Annotated in this window: 24 protein-coding genes; 16 read left to right on the top strand and 8 right to left on the bottom strand. The window is 59.8% G+C overall.

Annotation, left to right across the window (positions count from 1 at the left end; genetic code table 11):
- Positions 1-38 precede the first annotated feature (38 nt).
- Both hslO and ABTV22_RS01080 read right to left on the bottom strand, forming a co-directional pair.
- Positions 39-941 (bottom strand): Hsp33 family molecular chaperone HslO, encoded by a 903-nt coding sequence (gene hslO / locus ABTV22_RS01085; RefSeq protein ID WP_433738158.1) that lies wholly within the window; start codon positions 939-941, stop codon positions 39-41.
- 202 nt (positions 942-1,143) lie between these two features.
- Complete coding sequence (locus tag ABTV22_RS01080) at positions 1,144-1,545, bottom strand: RNA-binding S4 domain-containing protein (protein ID WP_433738156.1); 402 nt, start codon at positions 1,543-1,545, stop codon at positions 1,144-1,146.
- A 276-nt stretch (positions 1,546-1,821) separates the two neighbouring features.
- Between ABTV22_RS01080 and ABTV22_RS01075 the strand changes: the two genes are divergently transcribed.
- Together ABTV22_RS01075 and rimK are read left to right on the top strand one after the other, a co-directional pair.
- Positions 1,822-2,241, top strand: coding sequence for an ATP-dependent zinc protease family protein (locus tag ABTV22_RS01075; protein ID WP_433741264.1), 420 nt, complete (start codon positions 1,822-1,824; stop codon positions 2,239-2,241).
- The gene (gene rimK / locus ABTV22_RS01070; protein ID WP_433738155.1) at positions 2,238-3,143 is read left to right on the top strand and encodes a 30S ribosomal protein S6--L-glutamate ligase; all 906 of its coding nucleotides are present in this window, start codon (positions 2,238-2,240) and stop codon (positions 3,141-3,143) included. Before ABTV22_RS01075 ends, rimK begins: the two co-directional genes overlap by 4 nt.
- Before the next feature lie 88 nt (positions 3,144-3,231).
- Here rimK and ABTV22_RS01065 read toward each other — a convergent pair whose 3' ends face one another.
- Positions 3,232-4,545, bottom strand: coding sequence for an ATP-binding protein (locus ABTV22_RS01065; RefSeq protein ID WP_433738154.1), 1,314 nt, complete (start codon positions 4,543-4,545; stop codon positions 3,232-3,234).
- A 115-nt stretch (positions 4,546-4,660) separates the two neighbouring features.
- A complete protein-coding gene (ompR, locus tag ABTV22_RS01060; protein ID WP_047536233.1) occupies positions 4,661-5,401 on the bottom strand; it encodes an osmolarity response regulator transcription factor OmpR in 741 nt (246 codons plus the stop codon).
- Positions 5,402-5,762: 361 nt separating this feature from the next.
- Between ompR and ABTV22_RS01055 the strand changes: the two genes are divergently transcribed.
- From ABTV22_RS01055 to tauD, 7 genes are all read left to right on the top strand, one after another.
- Positions 5,763-8,087 (top strand): Tex family protein, encoded by a 2,325-nt coding sequence (locus ABTV22_RS01055; protein ID WP_433738153.1) that lies wholly within the window; start codon positions 5,763-5,765, stop codon positions 8,085-8,087.
- Positions 8,087-8,470 (top strand): PaaI family thioesterase, encoded by a 384-nt coding sequence (locus tag ABTV22_RS01050; RefSeq protein WP_433738152.1) that lies wholly within the window; start codon positions 8,087-8,089, stop codon positions 8,468-8,470. The genes ABTV22_RS01055 and ABTV22_RS01050 overlap by 1 nt, the downstream gene beginning before the upstream one ends.
- 272 nt (positions 8,471-8,742) lie before the next feature.
- Positions 8,743-10,326 carry a glutamate--cysteine ligase gene (gene gshA, locus ABTV22_RS01045; protein WP_433738151.1) on the top strand — a complete coding sequence of 528 codons (1,584 nt, stop codon included), beginning with the start codon at positions 8,743-8,745 and terminating at the stop codon, positions 10,324-10,326.
- 218 nt (positions 10,327-10,544) lie between these two features.
- Positions 10,545-11,522 carry a taurine ABC transporter substrate-binding protein gene (gene tauA / locus ABTV22_RS01040; RefSeq protein WP_433738150.1) on the top strand — a complete coding sequence of 326 codons (978 nt, stop codon included), beginning with the start codon at positions 10,545-10,547 and terminating at the stop codon, positions 11,520-11,522.
- 16 nt (positions 11,523-11,538) lie between these two features.
- Positions 11,539-12,333 carry a taurine ABC transporter ATP-binding subunit gene (gene tauB, locus ABTV22_RS01035; RefSeq protein WP_433738149.1) on the top strand — a complete coding sequence of 265 codons (795 nt, stop codon included), beginning with the start codon at positions 11,539-11,541 and terminating at the stop codon, positions 12,331-12,333.
- Entirely contained in the window at positions 12,330-13,163 is an 834-nt protein-coding gene (gene tauC / locus ABTV22_RS01030) for a taurine ABC transporter permease TauC (protein ID WP_433738148.1), read from the top strand. The genes tauB and tauC overlap by 4 nt, the downstream gene beginning before the upstream one ends.
- Before the next feature lie 158 nt (positions 13,164-13,321).
- Entirely contained in the window at positions 13,322-14,164 is an 843-nt protein-coding gene (tauD, locus tag ABTV22_RS01025) for a taurine dioxygenase (RefSeq protein WP_433738147.1), read from the top strand.
- A 135-nt stretch (positions 14,165-14,299) separates the two neighbouring features.
- On the opposite strand, the gene mgrA is transcribed toward tauD, so the two are convergent.
- Both mgrA and ABTV22_RS01015 read right to left on the bottom strand, forming a co-directional pair.
- Positions 14,300-15,337 carry an L-glyceraldehyde 3-phosphate reductase gene (mgrA, locus tag ABTV22_RS01020; RefSeq protein WP_433738146.1) on the bottom strand — a complete coding sequence of 346 codons (1,038 nt, stop codon included), beginning with the start codon at positions 15,335-15,337 and terminating at the stop codon, positions 14,300-14,302.
- Between the two features lie 205 nt (positions 15,338-15,542).
- Positions 15,543-16,433, bottom strand: coding sequence for a LysR family transcriptional regulator (locus ABTV22_RS01015; RefSeq protein WP_433738145.1), 891 nt, complete (start codon positions 16,431-16,433; stop codon positions 15,543-15,545).
- Between the two features lie 114 nt (positions 16,434-16,547).
- On the opposite strand from ABTV22_RS01015, the gene ABTV22_RS01010 reads away from it, so the two are divergent.
- Together ABTV22_RS01010 and ABTV22_RS01005 are read left to right on the top strand one after the other, a co-directional pair.
- Positions 16,548-17,288, top strand: coding sequence for an SDR family oxidoreductase (locus ABTV22_RS01010; protein WP_433738144.1), 741 nt, complete (start codon positions 16,548-16,550; stop codon positions 17,286-17,288).
- A gap of 139 nt (positions 17,289-17,427) precedes the next feature.
- Positions 17,428-17,688, top strand: coding sequence for a hypothetical protein (locus tag ABTV22_RS01005; RefSeq protein WP_433738143.1), 261 nt, complete (start codon positions 17,428-17,430; stop codon positions 17,686-17,688).
- Between the two features lie 8 nt (positions 17,689-17,696).
- Here ABTV22_RS01005 and betT read toward each other — a convergent pair whose 3' ends face one another.
- Complete coding sequence (gene betT / locus ABTV22_RS01000) at positions 17,697-19,652, bottom strand: choline transporter BetT (RefSeq protein ID WP_433741262.1); 1,956 nt, start codon at positions 19,650-19,652, stop codon at positions 17,697-17,699.
- 379 nt (positions 19,653-20,031) lie between these two features.
- Positions 20,032-20,958, bottom strand: a complete 927-nt coding sequence (epsC, locus tag ABTV22_RS00995; protein WP_433738142.1) for a serine O-acetyltransferase EpsC — start codon at positions 20,956-20,958, stop codon at positions 20,032-20,034.
- A 190-nt stretch (positions 20,959-21,148) separates the two neighbouring features.
- Between epsC and ABTV22_RS00990 the strand changes: the two genes are divergently transcribed.
- The 5 genes from ABTV22_RS00990 to ABTV22_RS00970 all read left to right on the top strand — a co-directional run bounded on the left by ABTV22_RS00990 (position 21,149) and on the right by ABTV22_RS00970 (position 25,844).
- Entirely contained in the window at positions 21,149-22,156 is a 1,008-nt protein-coding gene (locus tag ABTV22_RS00990; RefSeq protein WP_433738141.1) for a D-cysteine desulfhydrase, read from the top strand.
- Positions 22,157-22,473: 317 nt separating this feature from the next.
- Positions 22,474-23,274, top strand: coding sequence for a cystine ABC transporter substrate-binding protein (gene tcyJ / locus ABTV22_RS00985; protein ID WP_433738140.1), 801 nt, complete (start codon positions 22,474-22,476; stop codon positions 23,272-23,274).
- Complete coding sequence (gene tcyL / locus ABTV22_RS00980) at positions 23,274-23,939, top strand: cystine ABC transporter permease (protein WP_433738139.1); 666 nt, start codon at positions 23,274-23,276, stop codon at positions 23,937-23,939. The genes tcyJ and tcyL overlap by 1 nt, the downstream gene beginning before the upstream one ends.
- A gap of 4 nt (positions 23,940-23,943) precedes the next feature.
- Positions 23,944-24,699: an L-cystine ABC transporter ATP-binding protein TcyN gene (gene tcyN, locus ABTV22_RS00975; protein WP_433738138.1), complete on the top strand. Its 756-nt coding sequence runs from the start codon at positions 23,944-23,946 to the stop codon at positions 24,697-24,699.
- Positions 24,700-25,118: 419 nt separating this feature from the next.
- Complete coding sequence (locus ABTV22_RS00970) at positions 25,119-25,844, top strand: hypothetical protein (protein WP_433738137.1); 726 nt, start codon at positions 25,119-25,121, stop codon at positions 25,842-25,844.
- Positions 25,845-26,042: the final 198 nt, after the last annotated feature.

Here is a 26,042-nt window from a genome sequence, read left to right as displayed (position 1 = left end):
CCGGCGCCAGCCAGTGAATTTACCTGCGCTGAACCGTTTTAGTGACGGGTATCTGACGGCGAATCGACACCCGCACCGGCGAACAATTGAGCCACATCGGCAGCGTCGAACAGGTACTGCTGGTTGCAGAATTGGCAGTCGATCTCGATGTTGCCACCGTGCTCAATCACCAGTTGTTGCGCGTCTTCCTTACCCAGACTGACCAGTGCATTGGCAGAACGTTCGCGTGAGCAGCTGCAACGGAAGCGCAGTTTTTGTACATCGAACAGACGCACCTGCTCTTCGTGGTAGAGGCGATGGAGCACGGTTTCGTTGTCCAGGCCGAGCAGTTCATCGGCGGTCAGCGTACCGGCCAGCGCGGTGAGGTGCTGCCAGTTGGCGGCGCGTTCTTCTTCGTCTTTCAGGCGGTCGGTGGGCAATTGCTGCAGCAACATGCCACGGGCGCGACGACCATCGGCGCTGAGCTTGATTCGCGTGCCAATCTGCTGAGACATGACGAAGTAGTTGGTGAAGCACTCAGACAGGTTTTCGCCGTCGAGATCGACGACACCCTGGTAGCGCTGGCCTTGCCGAGGGTCGATGGTCAATGTCAGCGAGCCACCGGGCATCAAGTCGGACAGTGTCGCGTCGGCAGCGATCCGGTCCGCCTCGTAACGAGCCAGGCCACGGATGTCACGCTCGCTGGAGCACTCGATCATCAGCAGTGGAATCGGGCCTTCGGAGCGAGCCTGAAGGATCAGCAATCCGTCGAACTTCAAGGTGCCGACCAGCAACGCCGCGGCCGCCATCAGTTCGCCGAGCAATTGCGCGACCGGCTCCGGATAGGCGTGTTTGGCCAGGACTTCGGCGTAGCTGAGCTCCAGCGAGACCATCTCGCCACGGGTGTCGCTGTCATCGAAGATGAAGCGTTGGGTGAAGTCGGTATCCGGTAGGTCGGTCATAAGTCTGGGTATCTGAATTGTAAAAAATGAGGTTGAACGCCGCTGACGCCATAGGCCCTCTATATGGCCCAAGGGGTCGGATGCTGTAGTGATTTTCGACGAGCGGCTATTTGTTAGCTCGCTACGTTGTCGGGGAATCCCCCGATATGGTTACTCATCCGGACAATTGCAAGTAGAACTCGGACAAAGGTTTAAATTAGGACTACTCGTTGCTGCCACGAAACTTGAACAGATCTCGCCGCTGTTTTTTGCTCGGCTTGCCATCAGTGCTCACGCCGAGGGCGCCTGCCTTGCGCTGGGCCGCGGCATTTTCGCGCTTGGCGATACTGGCTTCGGTTTCGGTGTACAGCGCCTGCGCCTCCGGGGCACCACGGCGTACGATCGACAGTGCCTGAACCACCACTGTGCGCTCATCGAAGCCGGTGCGAATCACGAACTCATCGCCGATGTGCGGCTCCTTGCCTGGTTTGCAGCGCTCACCCCGACAATGCACCTTGCCGCTTTCAATCGCCGCCTTGGCCAAGGAGCGAGTCTTGTAAAAACGCGCGGCCCATAACCATTTATCGAGTCGGACTTTATCGTCCTCATCGTTTTTTTGTGCCATGGGATTTCCTCGTTCTGAAATATTGGTCAACTGTACTACCGTTTCTGTCGTACCAAGAATTCCACCGTCCCGGATTACAATGCTGACATTCCATAACCTCCCTGTGGGGCTGGAAATCCGGGCCGTAGATATCTGTCGCCTTTTAACCATTATTCTGCGTGAATACCGCGAATTCGGTCGCCTGCGGCCACCGCGGTTTCTACCGGTTGAGTAACTTTGAAGACATTTGATCATTTGACCGTTATCGGTCTGCGCGAGTGGGTGGCGCTCCCTGATCTGGGAGTCGCGGGCCTTCGGGCAAAAATCGATACCGGCGCCAGTACGTCCAGCCTGCATGCCACGGACATCGAGCCGTTCGACCGTGACGGCGAGCAGTGGGTGCGCTTCACCGCTCACTTGGGCACGGTGGTGCAACTGCGTCACCGTCGCTGTGAAGCACCGCTGGTAACGATGAAAACCATTAAAAGCTCTAACGGTCACGCGCAGGTGCGATACGTGATCAGCACCACCCTGGCCCTCGGTGATCGGGTTTGGCGAGTCCAGTTCACGCTCGCCTGCCGCAAGTCCATGCGCTATCGATTGTTACTCGGTTCCAAAGCCCTGATCGACGGCCAATTGGTGGTCAATCCAGGCATTAAGTATGTACAAGACAAGCCGGTGTTCCCGGTATCTACCCTCTCCACAGGTGTTGCATGAAGATCGCTGTGCTGTCGCGGAACCCGCGTCTGTATTCCACCCGCCGCCTGGTCGAAGCCGGTATCGAACGCGGCCATGAAATGGTGGTAGTCGATACCTTGCGCGCCTACATGAACATTGCCAGCCACAAGCCGCAGATCCACTATCGCGGCAAGCCGCTGGAAGGTTTTGACGCGGTTATCCCGCGAATCGGCGCCTCGGTCACCTTTTATGGCTGCGCGGTATTACGCCAGTTTGAAATGATGGGGGTTTTTCCACTCAACGAATCGGTGGCCATCGCCCGCTCGCGGGACAAACTGCGTTCGCTGCAATTGCTGTCGCGTCGCGGGATCGGTTTGCCGGTCACCGGATTCGCCCACTCGCCGGACGACATTCCCGACCTGATCGAAATGGTCAACGGCGCACCGTTGGTGATCAAGGTGCTGGAAGGCACCCAGGGCATCGGCGTGGTGCTGTGCGAAACCGCTACGGCGGCGGAGTCGGTGATCGAGGCGTTCATGGGCCTCAAGCAAAACATCATGGTTCAGGAGTACATCAAGGAGGCCGGCGGAGCCGACATTCGCTGCTTCGTGGTGGGCGACAAGGTGATTGCGGCGATGAAGCGCCAGGCCAAGCCCGGCGAATTTCGCTCCAACCTGCATCGCGGCGGCAGCGCCAGCCTGATCAAGATCACCCCGGAAGAACGCATGACCGCCTTGCGCGCAGCGAAAGTCATGGGCCTGGCGGTAGCGGGCGTGGATATCCTGCGTTCCAATCACGGGCCGTTGGTGATGGAAGTGAATTCGTCGCCAGGGCTGGAAGGGATCGAGACCACCACCGGCAAGAACGTGGCGGGGATCATCATCGAGCACCTGGAGAAAAATGGCGGACCGAACATGACCCGCACCAAAGGGAAGGGATAAAGCAAAAAGATCGCAGCCTGCGGCAGCTCCTACAGTGGAATTTGCCTTTCACTGTAGGAGCTGCCGCAGGCTGCGATCTTTTTAGTGTTTAAACCGCATCCCTCGGCAGCATCAAACCCAGTGGCAACCGAACCCGAGCCTCCAGCCCACCACCCTCGCGGTTTCGCAGCTCGACGTTACCGCCATGCATCGAAGCAATCCGCTTCACGATCGCCAATCCCAGCCCGGTGCCCTTGCCACCACGGGCGCGGTCGCCACGGGTAAACGGATTGAAGATCGCTTCCAGCTCCGATGGATCAATCCCGGCGCCACGGTCCATGACGCTCAGCACCACGTACGGCGCGCTGGTATCTCCCGACACATACGCCGCCACTTCGACTCCATTGCCAGCATGATGCAGAGCATTGCCAATCAGGTTGTTCAGCAGCCGTTTCATCGACACCCGACGTAATGGAAATGGCTGGATCGGCTCCAGGCGCAAGCGCACTTTCTCTTCGTTCTGGTTGTACGGTGCAGCGACTTCGCGGACCAAATCGCTTAGGTCCACCTCCTCTACCGACTCATCACGGCCGTCGCGGATAAACGCGAGGAATTGGTCGAGAATCGCATCCATGTCTTCGATGTCGCGAACCATGTCGTCCGTTAAATCGTTGCGGTCCCCCATCAGCTCCAGGGACAGCCGCAGGCGGGTCAGCGGCGTGCGCAAATCATGGGATACCCCCGCCAACATCAGTTCGCGCTCTCGACCGGCCTGCTCGACGTCTTCGGCCATCTGGTTGAAGGCGCGGTACACCTCGGCCATTTCGCTGGGCGTATCGCTGATTGGCAGGCGCACGCTACGCCCCTGACCGAGTTGCCGCGCGGCGTAGACCAGACGCTTTAAAGGTTGATTGAGCTGGCTGACGAATATCCACGCCGAGGCCGTGGACAGCAAGCCGATGGCCAGGAACCAACCCAGCACATTCCAGATTTTCTGACCGCGCAACGGATGCGGATACAGCGGCACTTTCAGCCAGCCGTCACCCAGGCTCGGCGCCCGGACCCATAACGCTGGCGGCGAGTGCATGCGCAATCGCACTTCAGTGTCGGCCCCCAGTTCAGCCTGCATCTGCCGCTGATAGATTTCACTGTAAGGCCAATGTTGTTCGCCTTCCGGCACGCCAGCGCCCACCACCCGAATCAGGGTCGCAGCTTCGGCAATCTTGCCGCGATTGTTTTCATCGGCTGCCCAATAGGCGCGCAGTGTCAGGGCGACACCGTGGCTGTATTGACGGTCCACCAGCACGTCTTCGTTCATCAACAGATAAACCAGGGTCAGTGCCTTCGAGAACAGAACGACGATCAGCACCAGCCAAAGGGTGCGAGAGAAGAAACTCTGGGGGAACCAAACCGGGGTTTTCATGGATAACCGCTACACACTTGCAGGAGCGAGGGATGCTCGCACATTGCGGGTCGCGAGTCTGCGGGCAAGGCCATCTGACCCTTCGCCCCCACGACTCGCCCCTACAATTGGCCGATCATTTGGTGGCGGTGCCATCCGGAACAAACACGTAACCCACGCCCCAGACAGTCTGAATGTAGCGCGGCTTGGACGGATCCGGCTCGATCATCCGGCGCAGACGGGAAATCTGCACATCGATTGAACGCTCCAGGGCATCCCATTCGCGGCCACGGGCCAGGTTCATCAACTTGTCGCGGGTCAGTGGCTGACGGGCGTTCATTACCAGCGCCTTGAGTACCGCGAACTCACCGGTAGTGAGCATGTGCACTTCTTCGCCACGTTTGAGCTCACGGGTGGCCAGGGACAATTCGTAGTCACCGAAGGTCACGCTTTCGTCTTCGCTGCCCGGCGCGCCCGGCACCGGAGCCGACTGACGACGCAGGACGGCTTTGACACGGGCCATCAGCTCGTCTGGGTTGAACGGTTTGGCCAGATAATCGTCGGCGCCCAGTTCAAGGCCCTTGATACGGCTCAGCTCATCGCCCTTGGCGGTGAGCATGATGATCGGAATCTGATTATTCGCGCCGCGCAGACGGCGGCAGGCGGTCAGGCCGTCTTCGCCTGGCAGCATCAGGTCGAGAACGACCAGGTTGAACACTTCACGTGCCAGCAGGCGGTCCATTTGCTCGGTGTTCGGTACGGCGCGGGCGCGATAGCCCTTGCTGACGAAAAAACGCTCCAGCAGGCTGCTGAGGCCCGGATCGTCGTCAACAATAAGAATTTTTTCGCCTTCAGCAATGTTTGCAGTGCTGCTCATTGGATGCTCCTTTTAGCTCGGCGCGCATTATGGCGTAGCTGCCGTTATACGCACCGTGTGCATTGTTAGCAGATTTTTCCTTCACCGCCAGAAATCCGGGCATTTTGCCTACAGTCCGCGATGCCCCCGAAGGACAGATCGCTGGTTATAATGCGCGGCGTTTTGTGTCAGGCAACGTCTGATTGTTACGCCGGGTGACCCTGTTTTATTTTCAGGGCACTGGCAGTAATTGTTCGATTTTACGGGTCAACGGGATACCTTTTGATCCAGGTAGCGGCGCATGCCAGGCCGCTCAACCAGACTCGTCGGCCCCTTAACCCTGCGCCTGCGAGCCTGCTTTCACAATTTGTCAGGTGGTTTTATGGACAGCATCAACAGCCGCATCGCCGAGGAACTCGGCGTACGCCCACAACAGGTCGAAGCGGCCGTCGCGCTACTCGATGAAGGCTCTACCGTTCCCTTCATCGCCCGTTACCGGAAAGAAGTGACCGGCAGCCTCGATGACACCCAATTGCGTCATCTGGAAGAGCGTCTGCGCTACCTGCGAGAACTCGACGAACGGCGCATCAGCATCCTGGCCAGCATCCAGGAGCAAGGCAAGCTGACCCCTGCACTCGAACGCGACATCAAGCTCGCCGACACCAAGACCCGCCTCGAAGACTTGTACTTGCCCTACAAGCAAAAACGCCGCACCAAGGGCCAGATCGCCCTGGAAGCCGGCCTCGGCGAGCTGGCTGACGGCCTGTTCAACGACCCAAGCCTGACCCCGGAAACCGAAGCTGCGCGCTTCATCGACGCTGAAAAAGGCGTTGCCGACGTCAAGGCCGCCCTCGAAGGCGCCAAGTACATCCTGATGGAGCGCTTCGCCGAAGACGCGGGCCTGCTGGACAAGCTGCGCAACTTCCTCAAGCAGGAAGCCACCCTCAGTGCCCGCGTGATCGCCGGCAAGGAAGAGGAAGGCGCCAAGTTCCGCGACTACTTCGAACACGACGAACCGCTGAAAAGCATGCCGTCGCACCGCGCACTGGCGATTTTCCGTGGCCGCAACGAAGGCATTCTCAGCTCCGCGCTGAAAGTCGGCGACGAACTGCCGGGCACCATGCACCCATGCGAAGGCATGATCGGCCAGCAGTTCGGCATCCAGAACCAGAACCGTCCAGCCGATAAATGGCTGGGTGAAGTGGTGCGCTGGACCTGGAAGGTCAAGCTCTACACCCACTTGGAAACCGACTTGCTGGGCGAACTGCGCGACGGCGCGGAAACCGAAGCGATCAACGTCTTTGCCCATAACCTGCATGACCTGCTGCTCTCAGCTCCAGCCGGCCCACGCGCCACACTGGGCCTCGACCCGGGCCTGCGTACCGGCTGCAAGGTCGCCGTGGTCGACGCCACCGGCAAGCTGCTGGATCACGCCACGGTTTACCCGCACGTGCCGCACAACAAGTGGGATCAGACCCTCGCGATTCTGGCGGCCCTGTGCGCCAAGCACTCGGTGGACCTGATTGCCATTGGCAACGGCACCGCCAGCCGTGAAACCGACAAGCTGGCCATTGAGCTGATCAAAAAATACCCAGCCATGAAGATGACCAAAGTCATGGTGTCCGAGGCCGGCGCATCGGTGTACTCGGCATCGGAACTGGCGGCCAAGGAATTCCCGGACCTGGACGTGTCGATCCGTGGCGCGGTGTCGATTGCCCGTCGCCTGCAGGATCCGCTGGCGGAGCTGGTGAAGATCGATCCGAAATCCATTGGCGTTGGCCAGTACCAGCACGACGTGTCGCAGCTGAAATTGGCTCGCGGCCTGGATGCCGTGGTTGAGGACTGCGTAAACGCCGTTGGTGTGGACGTGAACACCGCGTCCGTGGCACTGCTGGCGCGCATCTCCGGCCTCAACGCGACCCTGGCACAGAACATCGTCAGTCACCGCGACGAGCACGGCGCCTTCAAAACCCGTGCTGCGTTGAAGAAGGTTGCACGCCTTGGCGAAAAAACCTTCGAACAGGCCGCCGGGTTCCTGCGCGTCATGAACGGCGAAAACCCGCTGGACTCGTCCGCCGTGCACCCGGAAGCCTATCCGCTGGTACAGCGCATTGCCGCCGAGACTGACCGTGACATTCGCTCGCTGATCGGCGACGCCGCGTTCCTCAAGCGCCTCGATCCGAAGAAATTCACCGACGAAACCTTCGGCCTGCCAACCGTCACCGACATCCTGCAAGAGCTGGAAAAGCCGGGCCGCGATCCACGTCCGGAGTTCAAGACCGCTGAATTCCAGGAAGGCGTCGAAGATCTCAAGGATCTGGAACTGGGCATGATCCTCGAAGGCGTGGTGACTAACGTGACCAACTTCGGTGCCTTCGTCGATATCGGCGTGCATCAGGACGGTTTGGTGCACATCTCCGCACTTTCGGAGAAGTTCATCAAAGATCCCCGCGAAGCGGTCAAGGCCGGCGATGTGGTGAAAGTGAAGGTCATGGAAGTCGACATTCCGCGCAAACGCGTGGGTCTGTCGATGCGCATGAGCGACACCCCGGGTGAGAAAATTGACGGTGCCCGTGGCGCGCGTCCGGGTTCGGCGCCACGCCAATCCCAGAACACAGCCCCACGCAAGGAAACCACGGCAGCGGCTCCAACCAACAACGCCATGGCTTCGCTGTTCGCCAACGCCAAGCAGTTGAAGAAACGCTGATGGACATCCCTGCCGGCCTGACCGAAAGCGCGTTTTTCAATCTGCTGGGCTGTCGCTTGCACAGCCTGGAAACCGGGGTGGCGCAAGTCGCCCTGGTGCTGGAACCAGAGCTGCGCAATCGCGCCGGCAAGCTGCACGGCGGGGCGTTGTTCAGTCTGGTGGACATTGCCATGGGGCTGGCCTGCTCCAGCACCCACGGCTTTGACCAGCAGAGCGCGACCATCGAGTGCAAGATCAACTACATCCGCGCCGTCGCCGACGGCGAGGTAATGTGCACCGCCCGGGTGATCCACCCGGGCCGTCGCACGCTGGTGGTCGAGGCCGATGTGGTGCAAGGCGACAAACTGGTCGCAAAAGCACAAGGCACGTTCGCTGTCCTGTAGCTAGTCGCCATCAATTTGAGTTAATTTCGCCGCAATGCCTTTCCCTGTAGGAGCGAGCATGCTCGCGATGGGCGTCAACGCTGACGCTGCAAGCCTGACACCTCGCGGTGTTCTCGGGTCCATCGCGAGCATGCTCGCTGCTACAAGGGATCTGTGCAGTTTTTGATCAATCGGCGACAAAAACCAGGCGATAACGCCAGTTTTAACTTCACCCTTGTAGACCGTCCTGCCCACCCCCATATTGGGGCGACTGACGCGTGAAGGAATCCAACTTGAGCGAACTTCTCAACCGCCGCCTGGCCCTGCTCGGCGAGCGTGCCAACCTCTCTCTGCTCGAACAGTGCCTTCACGGCATCGAACGTGAATGCCTGCGCGTGACCGGCGAAGGTCGCCTGGCGCAAACGCCGCACCCGGAAGAACTGGGTTCCGCGCTGACCAACGAACAGATCACCACCGACTATTCCGAATCGCTGCTGGAGTTCATTACCCCGGCCCTGACCGATCCGGCCGATACGCTGGCGAGCCTGGACAGCATTCACCGTTTTGCCTACAGCAAGCTCGGCAACGAGTACCTGTGGAGTCCATCGATGCCGTGCCCGTTGCCGGCCGAGGAAGATATCCCGATCGCCTATTACGGCACGTCCAACATCGGTCAGCTCAAGTATGTGTACCGCAAAGGCCTGGCCCTGCGTTACGGCAAGACCATGCAGTGCATCGCCGGGATTCACTACAATTTTTCCCTGCCGGAAAAACTCTGGCCGTTGCTCAAGGCGGCTGAGGGCAGCGATGCCACCGACCGCGATTTCCAGTCGTCGTCCTACATCGCACTGATCCGTAACTTCCGCCGCTACAGCTGGCTGCTGATGTACCTGTTCGGTGCATCGCCAGCGCTGGACGCCGGTTTCCTGCGCGGTCGCTCGCACCAGTTGGAACAACTGGACCCGGACACCCTGTACCTGCCCTACGCCACCAGCCTGCGCATGAGCGACCTGGGTTACCAGAGCAACGCCCAAGCCGGCCTGACGCCGTGCTACAACGATCTGACCAGCTACACCGACAGCCTGCGCAAAGCGGTCGCCACGCCGTACGCGCCGTACGTCGAAGTCGGTACGCACAAGGACGGTGAGTGGGTTCAGCTCAACACCAACATCCTGCAGATCGAAAACGAGTACTACTCCAACATCCGCCCCAAACGCGTGACCTACTCCGGCGAGCGGCCGATTCAGGCGTTGATGGCCCGTGGCATCCAGTACGTCGAAGTGCGTTGCCTGGACATCAATCCGTTCCTGCCGATGGGTATCGACATCACCGAGTCGCGTTTCCTCGACGCGTTCCTGCTGTACTGCGCCTTGAACGACAGCCCGCTGCTGACCAACACCAGCTGCGGCAACGCGACGTCGAACTTCCTCAGCGTGGTCAAGGAAGGCCGGCGTCCTGGCTTGCAGTTGCAACGCGACGGTCACCCTGTGGACCTGAAAGACTGGGCCGGCCAATTGCTGGAAAACATTGCACCATTGGCCGCGCTGCTGGATCAGAGCCACGGTGGCGATGCCCACAGCAAGGCGCTGGATGCGCAAATGGCCAAGGTCAAGGACCCGTCCTTGACGCCATCGGCCCAGGTCCTCGCGGCGATGGCCGAGCACAAGGAGAGCTTTGCCCAATTCTCCTTGCGCCAGAGCCAGGCCCATGCGGAGTTTTTCCGCAGCGAGGCGCTGCCCGCAGACGTGCAGGCGACCTTTGAAGAGCGCGCACGCTCGTCGCTGGTTGAACAAGCGGAGCTGGAGCAGAACGAAGTCGGCGATTTTGATGTGTTTGTCGGGGCTTATCAGGCCAGTATTCTCGCGATCAGCAATTGATCCCTTGAAGGTCCTGCGGACCTTTATCGCCAGCAAGCCGGCTCCTACAGGAACTAAACAAACCCTGTAGGAGCCGGCTTGCTGGCGATGACCGCGCAGCGGTCATTTGAAAATTTTCCACTCATAAGCTCATTCGAAAAAGTTATTTATTTTCGAATTCTTAGATCATTTAGTCTCCTTTCACGCCGACTCTCGGTCGCCTGACAAGGAGCTTCCCCATGAAATTCACTTTCCCCCTTCGCTTGCTGGCGGCCGCGTCTTTGGCTGCGGCGAGTTTGTTTGCCCAGGCGGCTGATGTCACCGTCGCCTACCAGACCACCGTCGATCCAGCGAAAGTCGCCCAGGCCGACGGCGCCTACGAAAAAGCCACCAAAGCCGATATCAACTGGCGCAAATTCGACAACGGTGCCGACATCATTGCCGCCATCGCGTCGGGTGACGTGCAGATTGGCTACCTCGGTTCCAGCCCGCTGACCGCCGCCATCACCCGCAAGGTTCCGGTGGAAACCTTCCTCATCGCCACCCAGATCGGTGCCGCCGAAGCCCTGGTGGCGCGCGACGGTTCCGGGATCAAGACCCCGCAAGACCTGATCGGCAAGAAAATCGCCGTGCCCTTCGTATCCACCGGCCACTACAGCCTGCTGGCCGCACTGAAACACTGGAACATCGACCCGTCGAAAGTCACCGTGCTCAACCTCTCCCCGCCAGCGATCATCGCCGCGTGGAAACGTGGTGATATCGACGCCACCTACGTGTGGGACCCGGCGCTGGGCGTGGCCAAGGAAAACGGCAAAGTACTGATCACCTCCGGCGAGCTGGCCAAGTTCGGCGCACCGACGTTCGATGCCTGGATCGTGCGCAAGGACTTCGCCGAGAAGCACCCGGAAATCGTCTCCGCCTTCGCCAAGGTGACCCTGGATGCCTACGCCGACTACCGCAAAGACCCGAAAGCCTGGCTTGCCAACCAAAACAACGTCGACAAGCTGGTGAAACTGTCCGGTGCCAAGGCCAGCGATATTCCGCTGCTGCTGCAGGGCAACGTCTACCCGCTGGCAGCTGATCAGGTGATCACCCTCGGCGCCCCCACCACCAAGGCCATCACCGACACCGCCGCGTTCCTCAAGGAACAAGGCAAGGTCGAGGCCGTGCTGCCGGACTACGCGCCGTACGTCAGCGCCAAATTCATCAGCAACTGATCGGGAGTCAACCGCGATGGCCTTGTTACAGCTGGAGCGTATCAGCGCACAGTACCCCGGCAGCCCTACACCGGTGCTGGCGGATATTTCCCTGACCCTGGGGCCCCAGCAGTTGCTGGTCGCCCTCGGCCCGTCCGGCAGTGGCAAGACCTCGCTGTTGAACCTGATTGCCGGTTTCGTCGAACCCAGCGCCGGGCGCATCACCCTCGATGGCGTACCGGTCAAAGGGCCGAGCGCCGAACGCGGCGTGGTGTTTCAGGACGACGCCCTGCTGCCTTGGCAGGACGTGCTGGCCAACGTCGGCTTCGGTCTGGAACTGGCTGGTATTGCAAAGGAAAAACGCGAGCTGCGTGCCCGTGAAATGCTCTCGCTGGTGGACCTTTCCGGTTTCGAACACCGTCGTATCTGGCAACTGTCCGGCGGCCAGAAACAGCGTGTCGGCCTGGCCCGAGCCCTCGCCGCCGACCCGCGTGTGCTGCTGATGGACGAGCCGTTCGGCGCCCTCGACGCCTTTACCCGCGAACAAATGCAGGAGCTGTTGCTGCAAGTCTGGCGACGCACCGCCAAGCCGGTATTCCTGATCACCCACGACATTGAAGAAGCAGTGTTTCTCGCCACCGACCTGGTTCTGTTGGCGCCGAATCCGGGGCAAATCGTCGAACGGCTGCACCTGGATTTTGGCCAACGTTACGCCGCCGGTGAATCGGCCCGCTCAATCAAGTCCGACCCGCGCTTCATCGAAACCCGCGAACACGTACTTGCCAAGGTGTTCTCCCAACGCAGCGCCGTTCAACGGCAGGAGCGCGCATGAGCAGTTATGAAATCCCGGCCGCCGCCATTAAACCCGGCACAACGTTAATTCCGGTACGTCGCCGTTTGAGCACTCGCTGGATCAGCGTGCTGACACTGGTTGCACTCATTGCGCTCTGGTGGGCCGTGACGGCGAGCGGTCTGATCGAACCGCTGTTTTTGCCGCCACCGTCCGCCGTGCTGCAAAAAGGCTGGTTGCTGGTGACCACGGGGTACATGGACTCGACGTTGTGGCAGCACCTTGGCGCGAGTCTCAGCCGCATCGGTCTGGGCCTTGGTTTTGCGGTGCTGACCGCCGTGCCAGTGGGAATTGCCATTGGTGCCAATCGCATTGCGCGAGGCGTGCTTGATCCGCTGATCGAGTTCTATCGCCCTATTCCACCGCTGGCCTACCTGCCACTGATCGTGATCTGGTGCGGCATCGGCGAGTTGTCGAAAGTCCTGCTGATCTACCTGGCGATTTTCGCGCCGATCGCCATTGCCACTGCCACCGGGGTGCGCACGGTCGACCCGGCCAAATTGCGCGCTGCACAGTCGTTGGGCGCAACGCGGACGCAGTTGATTCGCCATGTGATTTTGCCAAGTGCCTTGCCGGACATTTTGACCGGTGTACGTATTGGCCTGGGTGTCGGTTGGTCGACCCTGGTCGCCGCCGAGCTGATCGCCGCCACCAGTGGTTTGGGCTTCATGGTGCAGTCCGCCGCGCAATTCCTGGTCACCGATGTGGTGGTGCTGGGGATTCTGGTGATCGCCCTGATCGCCTTCGCCATGGAAATGGGCCTGCGCGCCCTGCAACGCAAGCTGGTGCCGTGGCACGGCCAGGCCCACTAAAGATTTTTGCCCCTTTTTGAATCACCCCCTGTAGGAGCTGCCGAAGGCTGCGATCTTTTGATCTTGCCCTTTAAAAGATCGCAGCCTTCGGCAGCTCCTACAGAGGCGGTGTTGCTCACAACATCCATGTAGACACCCCCGAATTGAAGAGAACTTTCATGAGTATCTTGAACATCGTCCCTTTAAGCTCCGCCCTCGGCGCGCAAATCAGCGGTGTCGACATCAGCCAACCGCTGAACCTGGAACAACGCGACGCCATCGAGCAGGCGTTGCTCAAGCATCAGGTCCTGTTCTTCCGCAACCAGCCGGTCACCCCGCAGCAGCAGGCGCGTTTCGCCGCCCACTTCGGCGACCTGCACATTCACCCGATCTATCCGAATGTGCCGGAACAACCGGAAGTGCTGATCCTCGACACCGCCGTCACCGACGTGCGCGACAACGCGATCTGGCACACCGACGTGACCTTCCTGCCGACCCCGGCCATGGGCGCGGTGCTCAGCGCCAAGCTGTTGCCGCAGTTTGGTGGCGACACGTTGTGGGCCAGCGGCATTGCGGCGTACGAAGCTTTATCCGCGCCCTTGAAAACCCTGCTCGAAGGGCTGACCGCCACCCACGACTTCACCCGCTCGTTTCCGCTGGAGCGCTACGGCAACACGCCAGACGCGCTGGCCCAATGGGAAGAAGCACGACGCAAGAATCCGCCGCTGTCGCACCCGGTGATCCGCACGCACCCGGTGAGCGGACGCCGCTCGCTGTTCGTCAATGAAGGTTTCACTTCGAAGATCAACGAACTGTCGGACACCGAGAGCGAGGCAATCCTGAAATTCCTGTTCGCCCACACCACCCGGCCGGAATTCACCATTCGCTGGCGCTGGCAGAAAGACGACATCGCGTTCTGGGACAACCGCGTGACCCAGCATTACGCGGTGGATGATTACCGCCCGGCGCGGCGGGTGATGCAGCGGGCGACGGTGTTGGGGGATGTGCCTTTCTTTCGCTGATCAGTCAGTTTTGCACTGACTCTGATGGCCCCTTCGCGAGCAAGCCCGCTCCCACAGGTACTACGGTGAACCTGTGGGAGCGGGCTTGCTCGCGAAGGGGTCGGAACAGGCGCCGAAAAAATCGGCGCCAAATACTTACTCCGCCGTCGAAGGCTTCTCCCAAAGATTGATCCCACCCTCCTGGGCAAACCGATCAATCTCCGCCAGTTCCTCCACGCTGAAACTCAAGTTCTTCAACGCCCCGACGTTCTCGACAATCTGCTCCGGCCGGCTCGCGCCAATCAGCGCCGAGGTCACCCGAGGATCGCGCAGCGTCCAGGCCAGCGCCAGTTGCGCCAGGCTCTGGCCACGACGTTTGGCGATCTCGTTCAACGCTCGCACATGAGCGATGTTGGCTTCGGACAAATGCGAGGCTTGCAACGAACCACCACCCGGACGATTAACCCGCGCATCCGCCGGCACGCCGTTGAGATACTTATCCGTCAGCAATCCCTGCGCGAGTGGCGTGAAGGCAATCACACCAGTACCGAGTTCGTCGGTGGTATCCAGCAAGTCTTTTTCCACCCAACGATTGAGCAGGTTGTAGGCCGGCTGATGAATCAACAGTGGCACCTTCCACTCTTTAAGCAAGGCGGCCATCTCACGGGTTTTCACCCCGGAGTAAGACGAGATGCCGATGTACAGCGCCTTGCCCTGCTGCACGGCTGTAGCCAGGGCGCTGGCGGTTTCTTCCAGCGGCGTGTCCGGGTCGAAACGGTGCGAATAGAAAATATCCACGTAATCCAGACCCAGCCGTTGCAGACTCTGGTCGAGGCTGGCCAGCACGTATTTGCGCGAACCACCGCCCTGGCCGTAAGGACCCGGCCACATGTCCCAACCGGCCTTGCTGGAGATGATCAGCTCATCGCGATATTGCTTGAAGTCTTCGCGCAACAGACGACCGAAATTGATCTCGGCGCTGCCGTAGGGCGGGCCGTAGTTGTTGGCCAAATCGAAATGGTTGATCCCCAGATCGAACGCGGTACGCAACAGCGAACGCTGGGTATCGATCGGCGTGCTGTCGCCGAAGTTGTGCCACAGGCCCAGGGACAACGCCGGCAGCACCAACCCGCTGCGGCCCACGCGGCGGTAAGGGATGGAGTCGTAGCGGTTTTCGGCAGCGGTGTAAGTCATCGAATCCTCTCTTGTCTGTCTTGAATCTGGTCTCGACTGCTTCGCCAGTCGCCCAGCATACGCCCGGACAAACGCCAAAAAACCTCTGACTCGACCAATTGCTGAAACGTTTCACACAAATGCAAAAGATCGCAGCCTTCGGCAGCTCCTACAGGGGAACGATGTACGTCTGTAGGAGCTGCCGAAGGCTGCGATCTTTTGACTTTTACCTTGCCCCGGCAAACACCTCCCCCAACCAATCCACAAACACCCGAACCCGTGGCGACATGTGGCGGTTGTGCGGGTACAGCACCGAGACCGGCATCGGTGGCGGCGGTATGCCGGGGAGAATTTCCTTGATCAGGCCCTGGGCGATCTGGGTTTCCATGCGGTAATGCGGGCACTGGATCAGGCCGAGGCCTGCGATGGCAGAGGCGGCGTAGATTTCGGCGCCGAACACCGACAGGGCGCTGTCGATGGCCACCTCCCTGAGTTCACCATTGAGCATGAATTCGAAGGGGAACACCTTGCCGTCAGTGCGCGAAACGTAGTTCACCGCGCGATGGATTTTCAGGTCCTCGAGGCTTTTCGGTTCTCCATATTTACGCAGGTAGGCAGGGCTGGCACAGGTGATCTGTCGCAGATTGGCGACCCGTTTGCCGATCAGCGTTGAGTCGTTCAAGGTGCCAGCGCGCAGCACGCAGTCGACGCCTTCGGCGATTAAGTCAACCAGGCGGTCGGCCTCGCTGATGGACAGTTCGATCTCGGGGTAGCGCGCCATGAATTGCGGCAGTGCAGGAATCACAAAGTGCCGGGCCAGGGTGCCATGCACATCCACCCGCAATCGCCCCTTCGGCGCCACGCTGCGAAACGCCAGTTCGGCTTCTTCCAGCTCCGACAGCAACTGCACACAACGGTGGTAGTAAGCCTCGCCATCCAGTGTCGGACGCACCTTGCGCGTGCTGCGCTCCAACAACCGCGTGCCAAGCCAGGCCTCGAATTGATTCAGGGTGTGGGTCAGGGCCGCGCGCGGCAAATTCAAGTCCTGCGCCGCGTGGGTAAAGCTGTTGCGTTCGTAGATCCGCACGAACACTTTCATCGCTTTGACCTGATCCAAGGCGGAATCCTCGATTGTTGGCGATTTTTGAACAGTCAAGGCAACTCTGCTGCATTTATCGGCTTGGGTAAACATGTGAAATTGGCCTCATACCCACACCACAGGATCACCGACATGACTCACCCAACGTCGAAAGTTGCCCTCGTAACCGGCGCCTCCCGGGGCATTGGCGCGGTCATTGCCAAACAACTGGCCAGCGAAGGTTTTGCTGTCGCCATCAACTACGCCAACAGCGCCAGCGAAGCCTCGAAGCTCGCGGTGGAATTACGTCAGGCCGGCCACCAAGCCATAGCGATCAAGGCTGACGTAGCCAATGCCGATGACGTGCGGCGGATGTTCGAGGAGGTCGAAGCGCATCTGGGCAAGGTCGACGTGCTGGTCAACAACGCCGGCATTCTCAAGGTCATGCCATTGGCGCAGCACAGTGACGAGCTGTTCGAGCAGACGTTCAACATCCACGCCCGCGGGACCTTCAACACCCTGCGTGAAGCCGCCACGCGCCTGAACGATGGCGGTCGGATCATCAACTTTTCCAGCAGCACCGTCGGCCTGAACCTGCCGGGTTATGCGGTGTACATCGCCAGCAAAGCGGCTGTGGAATCCCTGACCCAGGTGTTCGCCAAGGAAATGCGCGGACGCAACATCACGGTCAATGCCGTGGCGCCGGGTCCAGTGGCGACTGAGCTGTTTTTGCAGGGCAAGAGCGAGGAACAGATCCAGACCTTTGCCAAAATGGCGCCGCTGGAGCGACTGGGGCAGCCGGAAGATATTGCCCGTGTGGTGTCGTTTTTGGCCGGGCCGGAATCGGCGTGGGTCAATGGGCAGATTTTGCGGGTCAATGGTGGGTTGGTCTGACTATGCTCAAGCGGATACCGAGGTGACCCCTTCGCGAGCAGGCTCGCTCCCACAAGGACTACCGCAATCCACTGTGGGAGCGAGCCTGCTCGCGAAGGCGGCCGCCCCGTCAACGCACACCTGGCAGGCAAAACCCACCATGCACACCACTATCATCATCACCTTCGGCCTGATCCTTCTGGCGCTGATGCTCTATATCGGCGAGAAAATCGGCTTCACCCGCCAGACCCTCGCCTACAGCTTTGTCGTGCTGTGGCTGGCGCTGACGTTGATCAATGGCGCGGTTGGCATGGTGCACGCCGGCCAGTCATTGAGCACGGAGCTGGCGGTCGGCAGTGCCGTGTTCGGTGTCCCAGTGGCCGCCATGGTGTTGTTCATGGTGCTGACCACCGAGACGTAACGGTGCGATCAACGCACCAAGTGCAAGAACTGCATGTGCCGCTCGTACTGATCAAGAATGTCGTTGATCACCTGCTCCCGGGTGTAGCCCACCAGATCGTAGTCCTGGCTCCCCTCGCTCAAATGCACTTCAGCCCGGTAATAACGGCGGTTGTTGAGTTGCTTGGAACCCATGCCGCCACGGGCAAACGACGGCGTGAAATAGCCGCGCATCTGCACCTGATAAATGAACGGGTGCTGATCGCCGTGCCCGATCTCCAGGCTGACGCAGTCATTGACCGGCTCGGGGTGGGTGACGACGTTAAGGCCCTTCTCGATGAACACCGCCGACACCTCTTCGATGGCCGGCCGTACCGTCGTATCGAGGAAGCGATACACCTCGTCCCGTGATGGGAAATGCACCGCCTGACTCAAGCGCTGACGCCAGCCACCGCGCCGTGCTCCGGAAACCGGCGCCAGGGAGCGCATCTGCGCAATCTGCTTTTGCGACTCCAGATAAAACGCCTTGTGCAGCCCCCACATCATCGTCAGCAAAATCAACGAGAACGGCAGCGACGTCAGCACCACCGCCGACTTCAGCGCATCGATGCTGCCGGAGAATAGCAATGCACTGGTCACCAGCGCCGTCATCGCGCCCCAGAACACCCGTAGCCATTTCGGTCCGTCCTCATCAGGACCACCGCCCTTGGCAGACAGCGTCGACAGCACCACGGTGCCGGAGTCGGCCGAGGTGACGAAAAACACGAAGCTGATGAACACCGTGACCGCGATCACGGTTTTGCTCCATGGGTAGGTTTCCAGCAGCAAGTAAAGGCTCATCGACGGATTGTCGAGGGCCGACATACCCAGCGCCGACATGCCGTGGTTGAGCACTTGGTCGATGGCGCTGTTGCCGAAAATCGACATCCACGCCAGGGTGAAACCGAGTGGAATCAACAGCACGCCGAAGACGAATTCGCGAATGGTCCGACCACGGGAAATCCGTGCGATGAATAGGCCCACGAATGGCGACCATGCAATCCACCACGCCCAATAGAACACCGTCCAGCCACCCAGCCAGTCGCTGGGTTTGTCGTAGGCGTACAGATCGAAACTCTTCATCGGCAAGGCGCCGAGGTAATCGCCGAGGTTCTGGATCAGGGTGTTGAGCAAGTGCTGCGTGGGACCGGCGAACAATACGAACAGCAGCAGCGCGCAAGCCAGCAGCATGTTGATGTCGGACATCACCCGCACGCCCTTATCGACGCCGGACACGGCCACGATAATCGCCGCGCCCATCATCAGCGTGATCAAGCCGACTTGAATCCACTGGGTATGAGCAATGCCGAATAGGTAATCCAGACCCGAGTTGAGGTGCAACACACCAAAGCCCATGTCGGCGCCGAGACCGAACACCGTGGCGATGATGCCAAAGCCGTCCACCGCGTAGCCGATGGGGCCGTTGATGCGCTTGCCAATCAGTGGATACAGCGCCGAGCGCAGGGCCAGCGGCAGGTTGTGCCGGTAAGCAAAGTAAGCCAGCGCCATCCCGACGAAGGCGAACACGCCCCAGCCGTGCAGACCCCAATGCAGAAACAGAATCTGCATCGCCTGACGCGCCGCATCCGCCGTGCCCGCCTCGCCTTGGGGCGGTTGGATCATGTGGGTCAGGGGTTCCGACACGCAGAAGAAAAACAGGGTGATGCTGATCCCGGCGGCGAACAGCATGCCGGCCCAGGACAGGTAACTGAATTCGGGTTCGTCGTGGTCGGCACCGAGTTTGATCTTGCCGTAGCCCGATAACGCGGTGACCACCACGAAGACCAGATACAGGGTCATCGCCAACATGTAGTACCAGCCGACCGTGTTGGCCGCCCAGTTTTGCGCTGCCAACAACCAGGCGCCAGCCTGTTCGGGCATGGCCATGACCACGACGCCGAATAACAGGATGAAGCTGGCGGCGAACCAGAACACCGGTGGATTCATGCGGACCTGGCCGCTTGAAGGGAGGGACGATGCACTCATCAACGGTGCACCTCGAAGCGGTAAAACGTGGCTGTAAAAATCGGACTCAGCAAAGGCAAGCCTCCTGTTGTGAGCGGGCGGCGAACCACCGGTTTAACTTGAATGAACGTTCAAGTTAAACATGGATAGGGGGCTAAGGACTAATCGCAGGGCTGGGCGGTTTTGTTCGAACACCAGATTTAGCAGGGTATGAGGCAGGATTCGCGGGGCCTGAAATCAATCGCGAGCAAGCTTTGCTCCTACAGATTTGTGTCGTTCACAGAATGATTAACTGACTCAAAACTGTAGGAGCAATGCTTGCTCGCGATGAGGCCCAAAAGATCAATAAAAATTCTGGCCCTTACTTCTGGGTCCCATCATCGAGCTGCAAATTGGCCTGAGTCAGGTTGCTGCCCGCCGGCACGCTGCGGGTCAGCCAGACGTTGCCGCCAATGGTCGAGCCCTGGCCGATGGTGATGCGCCCCAGAATGGTCGCGCCGGCATAGATCACCACGTCATCCTCGACGATCGGGTGGCGCGGCTGGCCCTTCTGTAATTGACCATCCTCGTCCGCCGGGAAGCGTTTGGCGCCCAGGGTCACGGCCTGATAAATCCGCACCCGCTCGCCAATGATTGCCGTCTCGCCAATCACCACACCGGTACCGTGGTCGATGAAGAAACTGCGGCCAATCTGCGCGCCGGGGTGGATGTCGATGCCGGTCGCCGAGTGGGCGATTTCCGCGCTGATCCGCGCCAGCAACGGCAAGCCTGCGCGATACAAATGGTGAGCCAGGCGATGGTGAATCACCGCCAGGATGCCCGGGTAGCACAGCAACACTTCATCGACGCTACGCGCCGCCGGGTCACCGTGATAGGCCGCCAGCACGTCGGTATCCAGCAGGCTGCGCAGGCCCGGCAGGGCGAGGGCGAAGTCCTGGATGATCTGGATGCTCTTGGCTTCGACTTCGGTCTCAGCCTGGGCACTGTGGCGTGCGGCGTAACGCAATTCGAGTCGCGCCTGAGCCAGCAGCGCATTGAGCGCCACATCGAGGGTATGGCCGACGTAGAAGTCCTCACTCTCCTCGCGCAGGTCCACCGGGCCCAGGCGCATTGGGAACAATGCCCCACACAACGCTTCGAGAATCTCGGCCATGGCCGCGCGGGACGGCAGTTCGCGTCCACCTTGTTCGGTGCTGGCGCGGCCGTTTTGCGCGCGCCACTGTTCACGTGCGGTGCGCAGCTGGCTGACGATGGTCTGCAATTGCCAATGGCTGGAACGCTCACTCACGGTAAAAACTCCTCACGGGCGACCGGACTGTCTGGCCGCGCTGACGGCGATTACTTTACGGCATGGCGCGCGCGCCAAATTAAGAACCAATTGTGCTGGCCTAAGCACCATTGGCTATAAGCGATTGGCGGTTGCCCAGACTTTTACCCGTGCCTATAGTCCAGAGATCATTCCCCGCCAGTACGGAACCATGATCATTCAACAACCGATCAAACAACAGCTTGCCCGCTTTAACCGCCTCGACCTGCTTGGTCAGCCCACCGCCCTGGAAAAACTCGAACGCCTGTCGTCCTGGCTGGGACGCGATGTGTACGTCAAACGCGATGACTTGACGCCACTGGCGATGGGCGGCAACAAGCTGCGCAAACTCGAATACCTCTGCGCCGATGCCCTCGCCCAAGGCGCCGACACCCTGATCACCGCCGGTGCGCTACAATCGAACCATGTGCGCCAGACCGCCGCCATCGCCGCCAAACTGGGCCTGGGTTGTGTTGCCCTGCTGGAAAACCCCCTCAATACCGAAGACCCCAACTACGTCGGCAACGGCAATCGCCTGTTGCTGGACCTGTTCGATGCCAAGGTTGAATTGGTAGAAAACCTCGATAACGCCGACGATCAACTGCACGCCCTGGCGGCGCGCTTGCGCAGCAACGGCAAGAAGCCCTATCTGGTGCCAATCGGCGGCTCCAACGCCCTGGGCGCCCTGGGTTACGTGCGCGCCGGCCTGGAGCTGGCCGAGCAGATCAAGGACACCGGGCTGAATTTTGCCGCCGTCGTCCTCGCTTCGGGCAGCGCCGGAACCCACAGCGGTTTGGCGTTGGCGCTGAGCGAAGCACTGCCGGAGCTGCCGGTGATCGGCGTCACGGTGTCGCGCAGCGAAGAAGATCAGTTCCCGAAGGTTCAGGGTCTGGCCGAGCGCACCGCCGAATTACTGGGCGTGACATTGCCGAAAAGCTTCAAAGTCGAGTTGTGGGACGAATATTTCGCACCGCGCTATGGCGAGCCGAATGCCGGGACGCTGGCGGCGGTGAAGCTGGTGGCGAGTCAGGAAGGCCTGCTGCTCGACCCGGTGTACACCGGCAAGGCCATGGCAGGACTGCTGGACGGTATCGGTCGCCAGCGTTTCGACGATGGCCCGATCATTTTCCTGCACACCGGCGGGGCACCGGCGTTGTTTGCCTACAAGGATTTCCTGTAACAGCGCGCCCCTGTAGGAGCGAGCATGCTCGCGATGGACGACAGGACACCGCTGGGTGTCAGGTTGCCAGCGTTATCGTTGACGACCATCGCGAGCCTGCTCGCTCCTACAGGTAAGAACCTTATTATTCCAACATGGAATAAATAACAGAAAAATCATTATTTTCTAATCTAAAAACGCCATCCTATAGTCATGCTACAGGCGAATTTCCCGAGAGACGCATAAGCTGCTTTAAGGCAGGATAGCGCTGTCGTGAAATTCCCTATTTCGCCAACTTTTTTAAACGCGTCTTCCATAAGAAAACACAGGGGCTAGTCATGAATTTTTCCGCACTACGTCGCAATCTGCTGGTGGGTTCGCTGGGCCTGGCACTGAGCGCTGGCCTGATCGGCCAGGCGGTTGCCGGTGAGCAGCTGCAAAAAATCAAAGATGCCGGCGTGATCAACGTCGGCCTGGAAGGCACTTATCCACCGTTCAGCTTTGTCGACGAAAACGGCAAGCTGGCGGGTTTCGAAGTCGAGCTCTCCGAGGCTCTGGCGCAAAAGCTGGGCGTCAAAGCCAAGATCCAGCCCACCAAGTGGGACGGCATTCTCGCTGCTCTGGAATCCAAGCGCCTGGACGTAGTGGTCAACCAAGTGACCATCTCCGAGGAACGTAAGAAGAAGTATGACTTCTCCGAGCCTTACACCATCTCCGGGATTCAGGCGCTGGTGCTGAAGGACAAGGAAGCCGCGCTGAACATCAAGACCGCCGCTGACCTGACCGGCAAGAAAGTCGGCGTAGGCCTGGGCACCAACTACGAACAGTGGGTACGAGCCAACGTGCCGGGTGCTGATGTGCGCACCTACGACGATGATCCGACCAAGTTTGCCGATCTGAACAACGGCCGTACCGACGCCATCCTGATCGATCGCCTGGCCGCACTTGAATACGCCAAGAAAGCACCGAAGACCGTGGCTGCCGGCCAAGCGTTCTCCCGTCAGGAGTCCGGCATCGCCCTGCGTAAAGGTGAGCCAGAGCTGCTGGCCGCCGTGAACAAGGCCCTCGACGAGCTGCGTGCCGACGGGACTCTGGCCAAGATCTCGGAAAAGTACTTCCAAGCTGACGTCACCAAATAATGGAAGCAGCTTTCCAACTCGCACTGGATTCCGCGCCCTTTCTGCTCAAGGGCGCGTACTACACAGTAATCCTGAGCCTCGGCGGGATGTTCTTCGGCCTCGTGCTGGGCTTCGGCCTGGCACTGATGCGCCTGTCGCGTTTCAAATCGGTCAGCTGGCTGGCCCGCATCTACGTGTCGTTCTTTCGCGGCACGCCGTTGCTGGTGCAACTGTTCGTGATCTATTACGGCCTGCCGCAGTTGGGTCTGGAACTCGACCCGCTGCCGGCGGCCCTGATCGGCTTCTCGCTGAACATGGCCGCCTATGCCTGTGAAATCCTGCGCGCCGCGATCGGCTCCATCGAACGCGGCCAGTGGGAAGCGGCTGCCAGCATCGGCATGACCCGCGCGCAAACCTTGCGCCGGGCGATCATTCCGCAGGCAATGCGCACCGCATTACCACCGCTGGGCAACAGCTTCATTTCGCTGGTCAAGGACACCGCGCTGGCAGCCACCATTCAGGTGCCGGAGCTGTTCCGTCAGGCGCAACTGATTACCGCCCGGACTTTCGAAGTCTTCACCATGTACCTTGCCGCCGCGCTGATTTACTGGATCTTGGCCACGGTGCTTTCGCACCTGCAGAACCAGTTGGAAGAGCGGGTCAATCGGCACGATCAGGAGTCCTGACCCCATGATTGTCGTGGAAAAACTGACAAAGCAGTTCAAGGGTCAAGTCGTGCTCAACGGCATCGATCTACAAGTGAAGGAAGGTGAGGTCGTGGCGATCATCGGGCCCAGCGGCTCGGGCAAGACCACGTTCCTGCGTTGCCTGAACTTCCTGGAGACCCCCACCAGCGGCCGGATCAAGGTCGGCGACATCGAAGTCGACACTAGTCGCCCGCTGAACCAGCAGCAAAGCCTGGTGCGCACATTGCGCCAGCACGTGGGTTTCGTGTTCCAGAACTTCAACCTGTTCCCCCATCGCACTGCCCTGGAGAACGTCATCGAAGGCCCGATCATCGTCAAGAAGATCCCGCGCGACGATGCCATTACCCTGGCGAAAAAACTGTTGGCCAAGGTCGGCCTGGCGGGTAAGGAAGACGCTTACCCGCGCCGCCTCTCAGGCGGCCAGCAACAACGCGTGGCGATTGCCCGCGCGCTGGCGATGGAACCGGAAGTGATCCTGTTCGACGAACCGACCTCAGCCCTCGACCCTGAGCTGGTGGGTGAAGTGCTGGCGACCATCCGCGGCCTGGCCGAGGAGAAACGCACCATGGTCATCGTGACCCACGAAATGGCTTTCGCTCGCGATGTGGCCAACCGTGTGGTGTTTTTCGACAAGGGCGTGATCGTCGAACAAGGCGAAGCGAAGGCGTTGTTTGCCAATCCTAAAGAAGAACGTACCAAACAGTTTCTCAGCAAGTTCCTGAACAACTCGCACCTTTAAAGCTTCCATCATAGAACCCCAACTTCCATGGATGGAAGTTACCTTCCCCAAGCCCCACACAATATATGCACTAAATATATATGTGCACTCCTGCGCCTATGGTGGTGAACACCATCAACTGTAGGAGCGAGCACGCTCGCGATGGTGGTCAACGATAACGCTGGCTTACTGGCGCCCCGCGGTGCCTTCAAATCCATCGCGAGCATGCTCGCTCCTACACAGATCGTGTTTATTTGCGACATTCCCTTAGCGCTAATTAACTACCCCACGTAGGAAACTTCTGAATAACAGTTGAACTCTCCTTTAACTAACCCACACCATTGACTCAACTTAAGCCGCGTTCTTATCTACTTCGGCTAGATAACTTTCTGCATGTTCCCGATATGGATTTCATTGAAATATCTCAAGGAGAGATACCCATGAACTGCATCCCGCGCATCCCGTCTTTAGCACCACCCACCCTGCCCCAGGCCAACAAGGCTGGTATCAATATCCTTGCGGCGACCAACCTACAGGTCGACATAGGGCCGTACACCGACATGGACACCGGTGACCTGATCGAATTGTTCTGGGACGGTTACTTCGTTGCCTCCTGCGCGCTGACGGCTCAGGACGTTGGCCATAGCGTCAGCCTGCGAGTACCGGAAAGCTTTATCGTCAGCGGCGCCACTTGGGTGCACTACCGAGTGATGCAGGTCGGCAGAAACCCGGCGCTGTCTTTGGCGACGCGGGTAGCAGTCAAGCTCGAGTGCCCGGGCGGCCCGCTCGGTGATGACGAAAATCAGTTCCTGACGCCGGTAAGTCTTCCCACCCCCATCCGCCGCCGGGGGCTTAACGCACGACAGATCCGGCGCGGCGTGCCGCTGACCATCGAACCCTATATCAACATGAGCGAGGACGACGCGATCACCTTGCGCTGGGGTGACGTACGGATGGATTTACCCAAGCTCAAGGCCTGTGATGTGGGCCTGCCGATCCAGGTCTGGGTACCGTCAGCGATCATTGTCGAAGCCGGCGAAGATCTGCGACTGGAAGTGACCTACTGCATTCTCGACCGGGTCGGCAACAACTCGCGCTGGGCGCCGGTGCGGACGCTGAGGGTTGGGTGTGCCGCCCCCTGCCTCAAAACCCGCACCCAACTGTAGGAGCGAAGCTTGCTCGCGAAGAACGATAACGCGGTGTGTCAGATTCGACGCCTTCGCGGGCAAGCCTCTCTCCTACAGGAAGGCGTGGCGCCTCTTCTATATATATTCCTAAAAGTTAGTTCATAACTTTTTTATAAACGCTTAGGGTATATACACCGGACCACCGGACATTCTTTTTCCGTTCGCCGCACAGCGGCG

The sequence above is a fragment of the Pseudomonas putida genome (assembly GCF_050990305.1).
In the GTDB taxonomy this organism is placed as follows: Bacteria; Pseudomonadota; Gammaproteobacteria; order Pseudomonadales; family Pseudomonadaceae; genus Aquipseudomonas; species Aquipseudomonas putida_AH.
The sequence above is the reverse complement of the archived record's forward strand: the minus strand, read 5'-3'. Positions and strand labels throughout refer to the sequence as shown.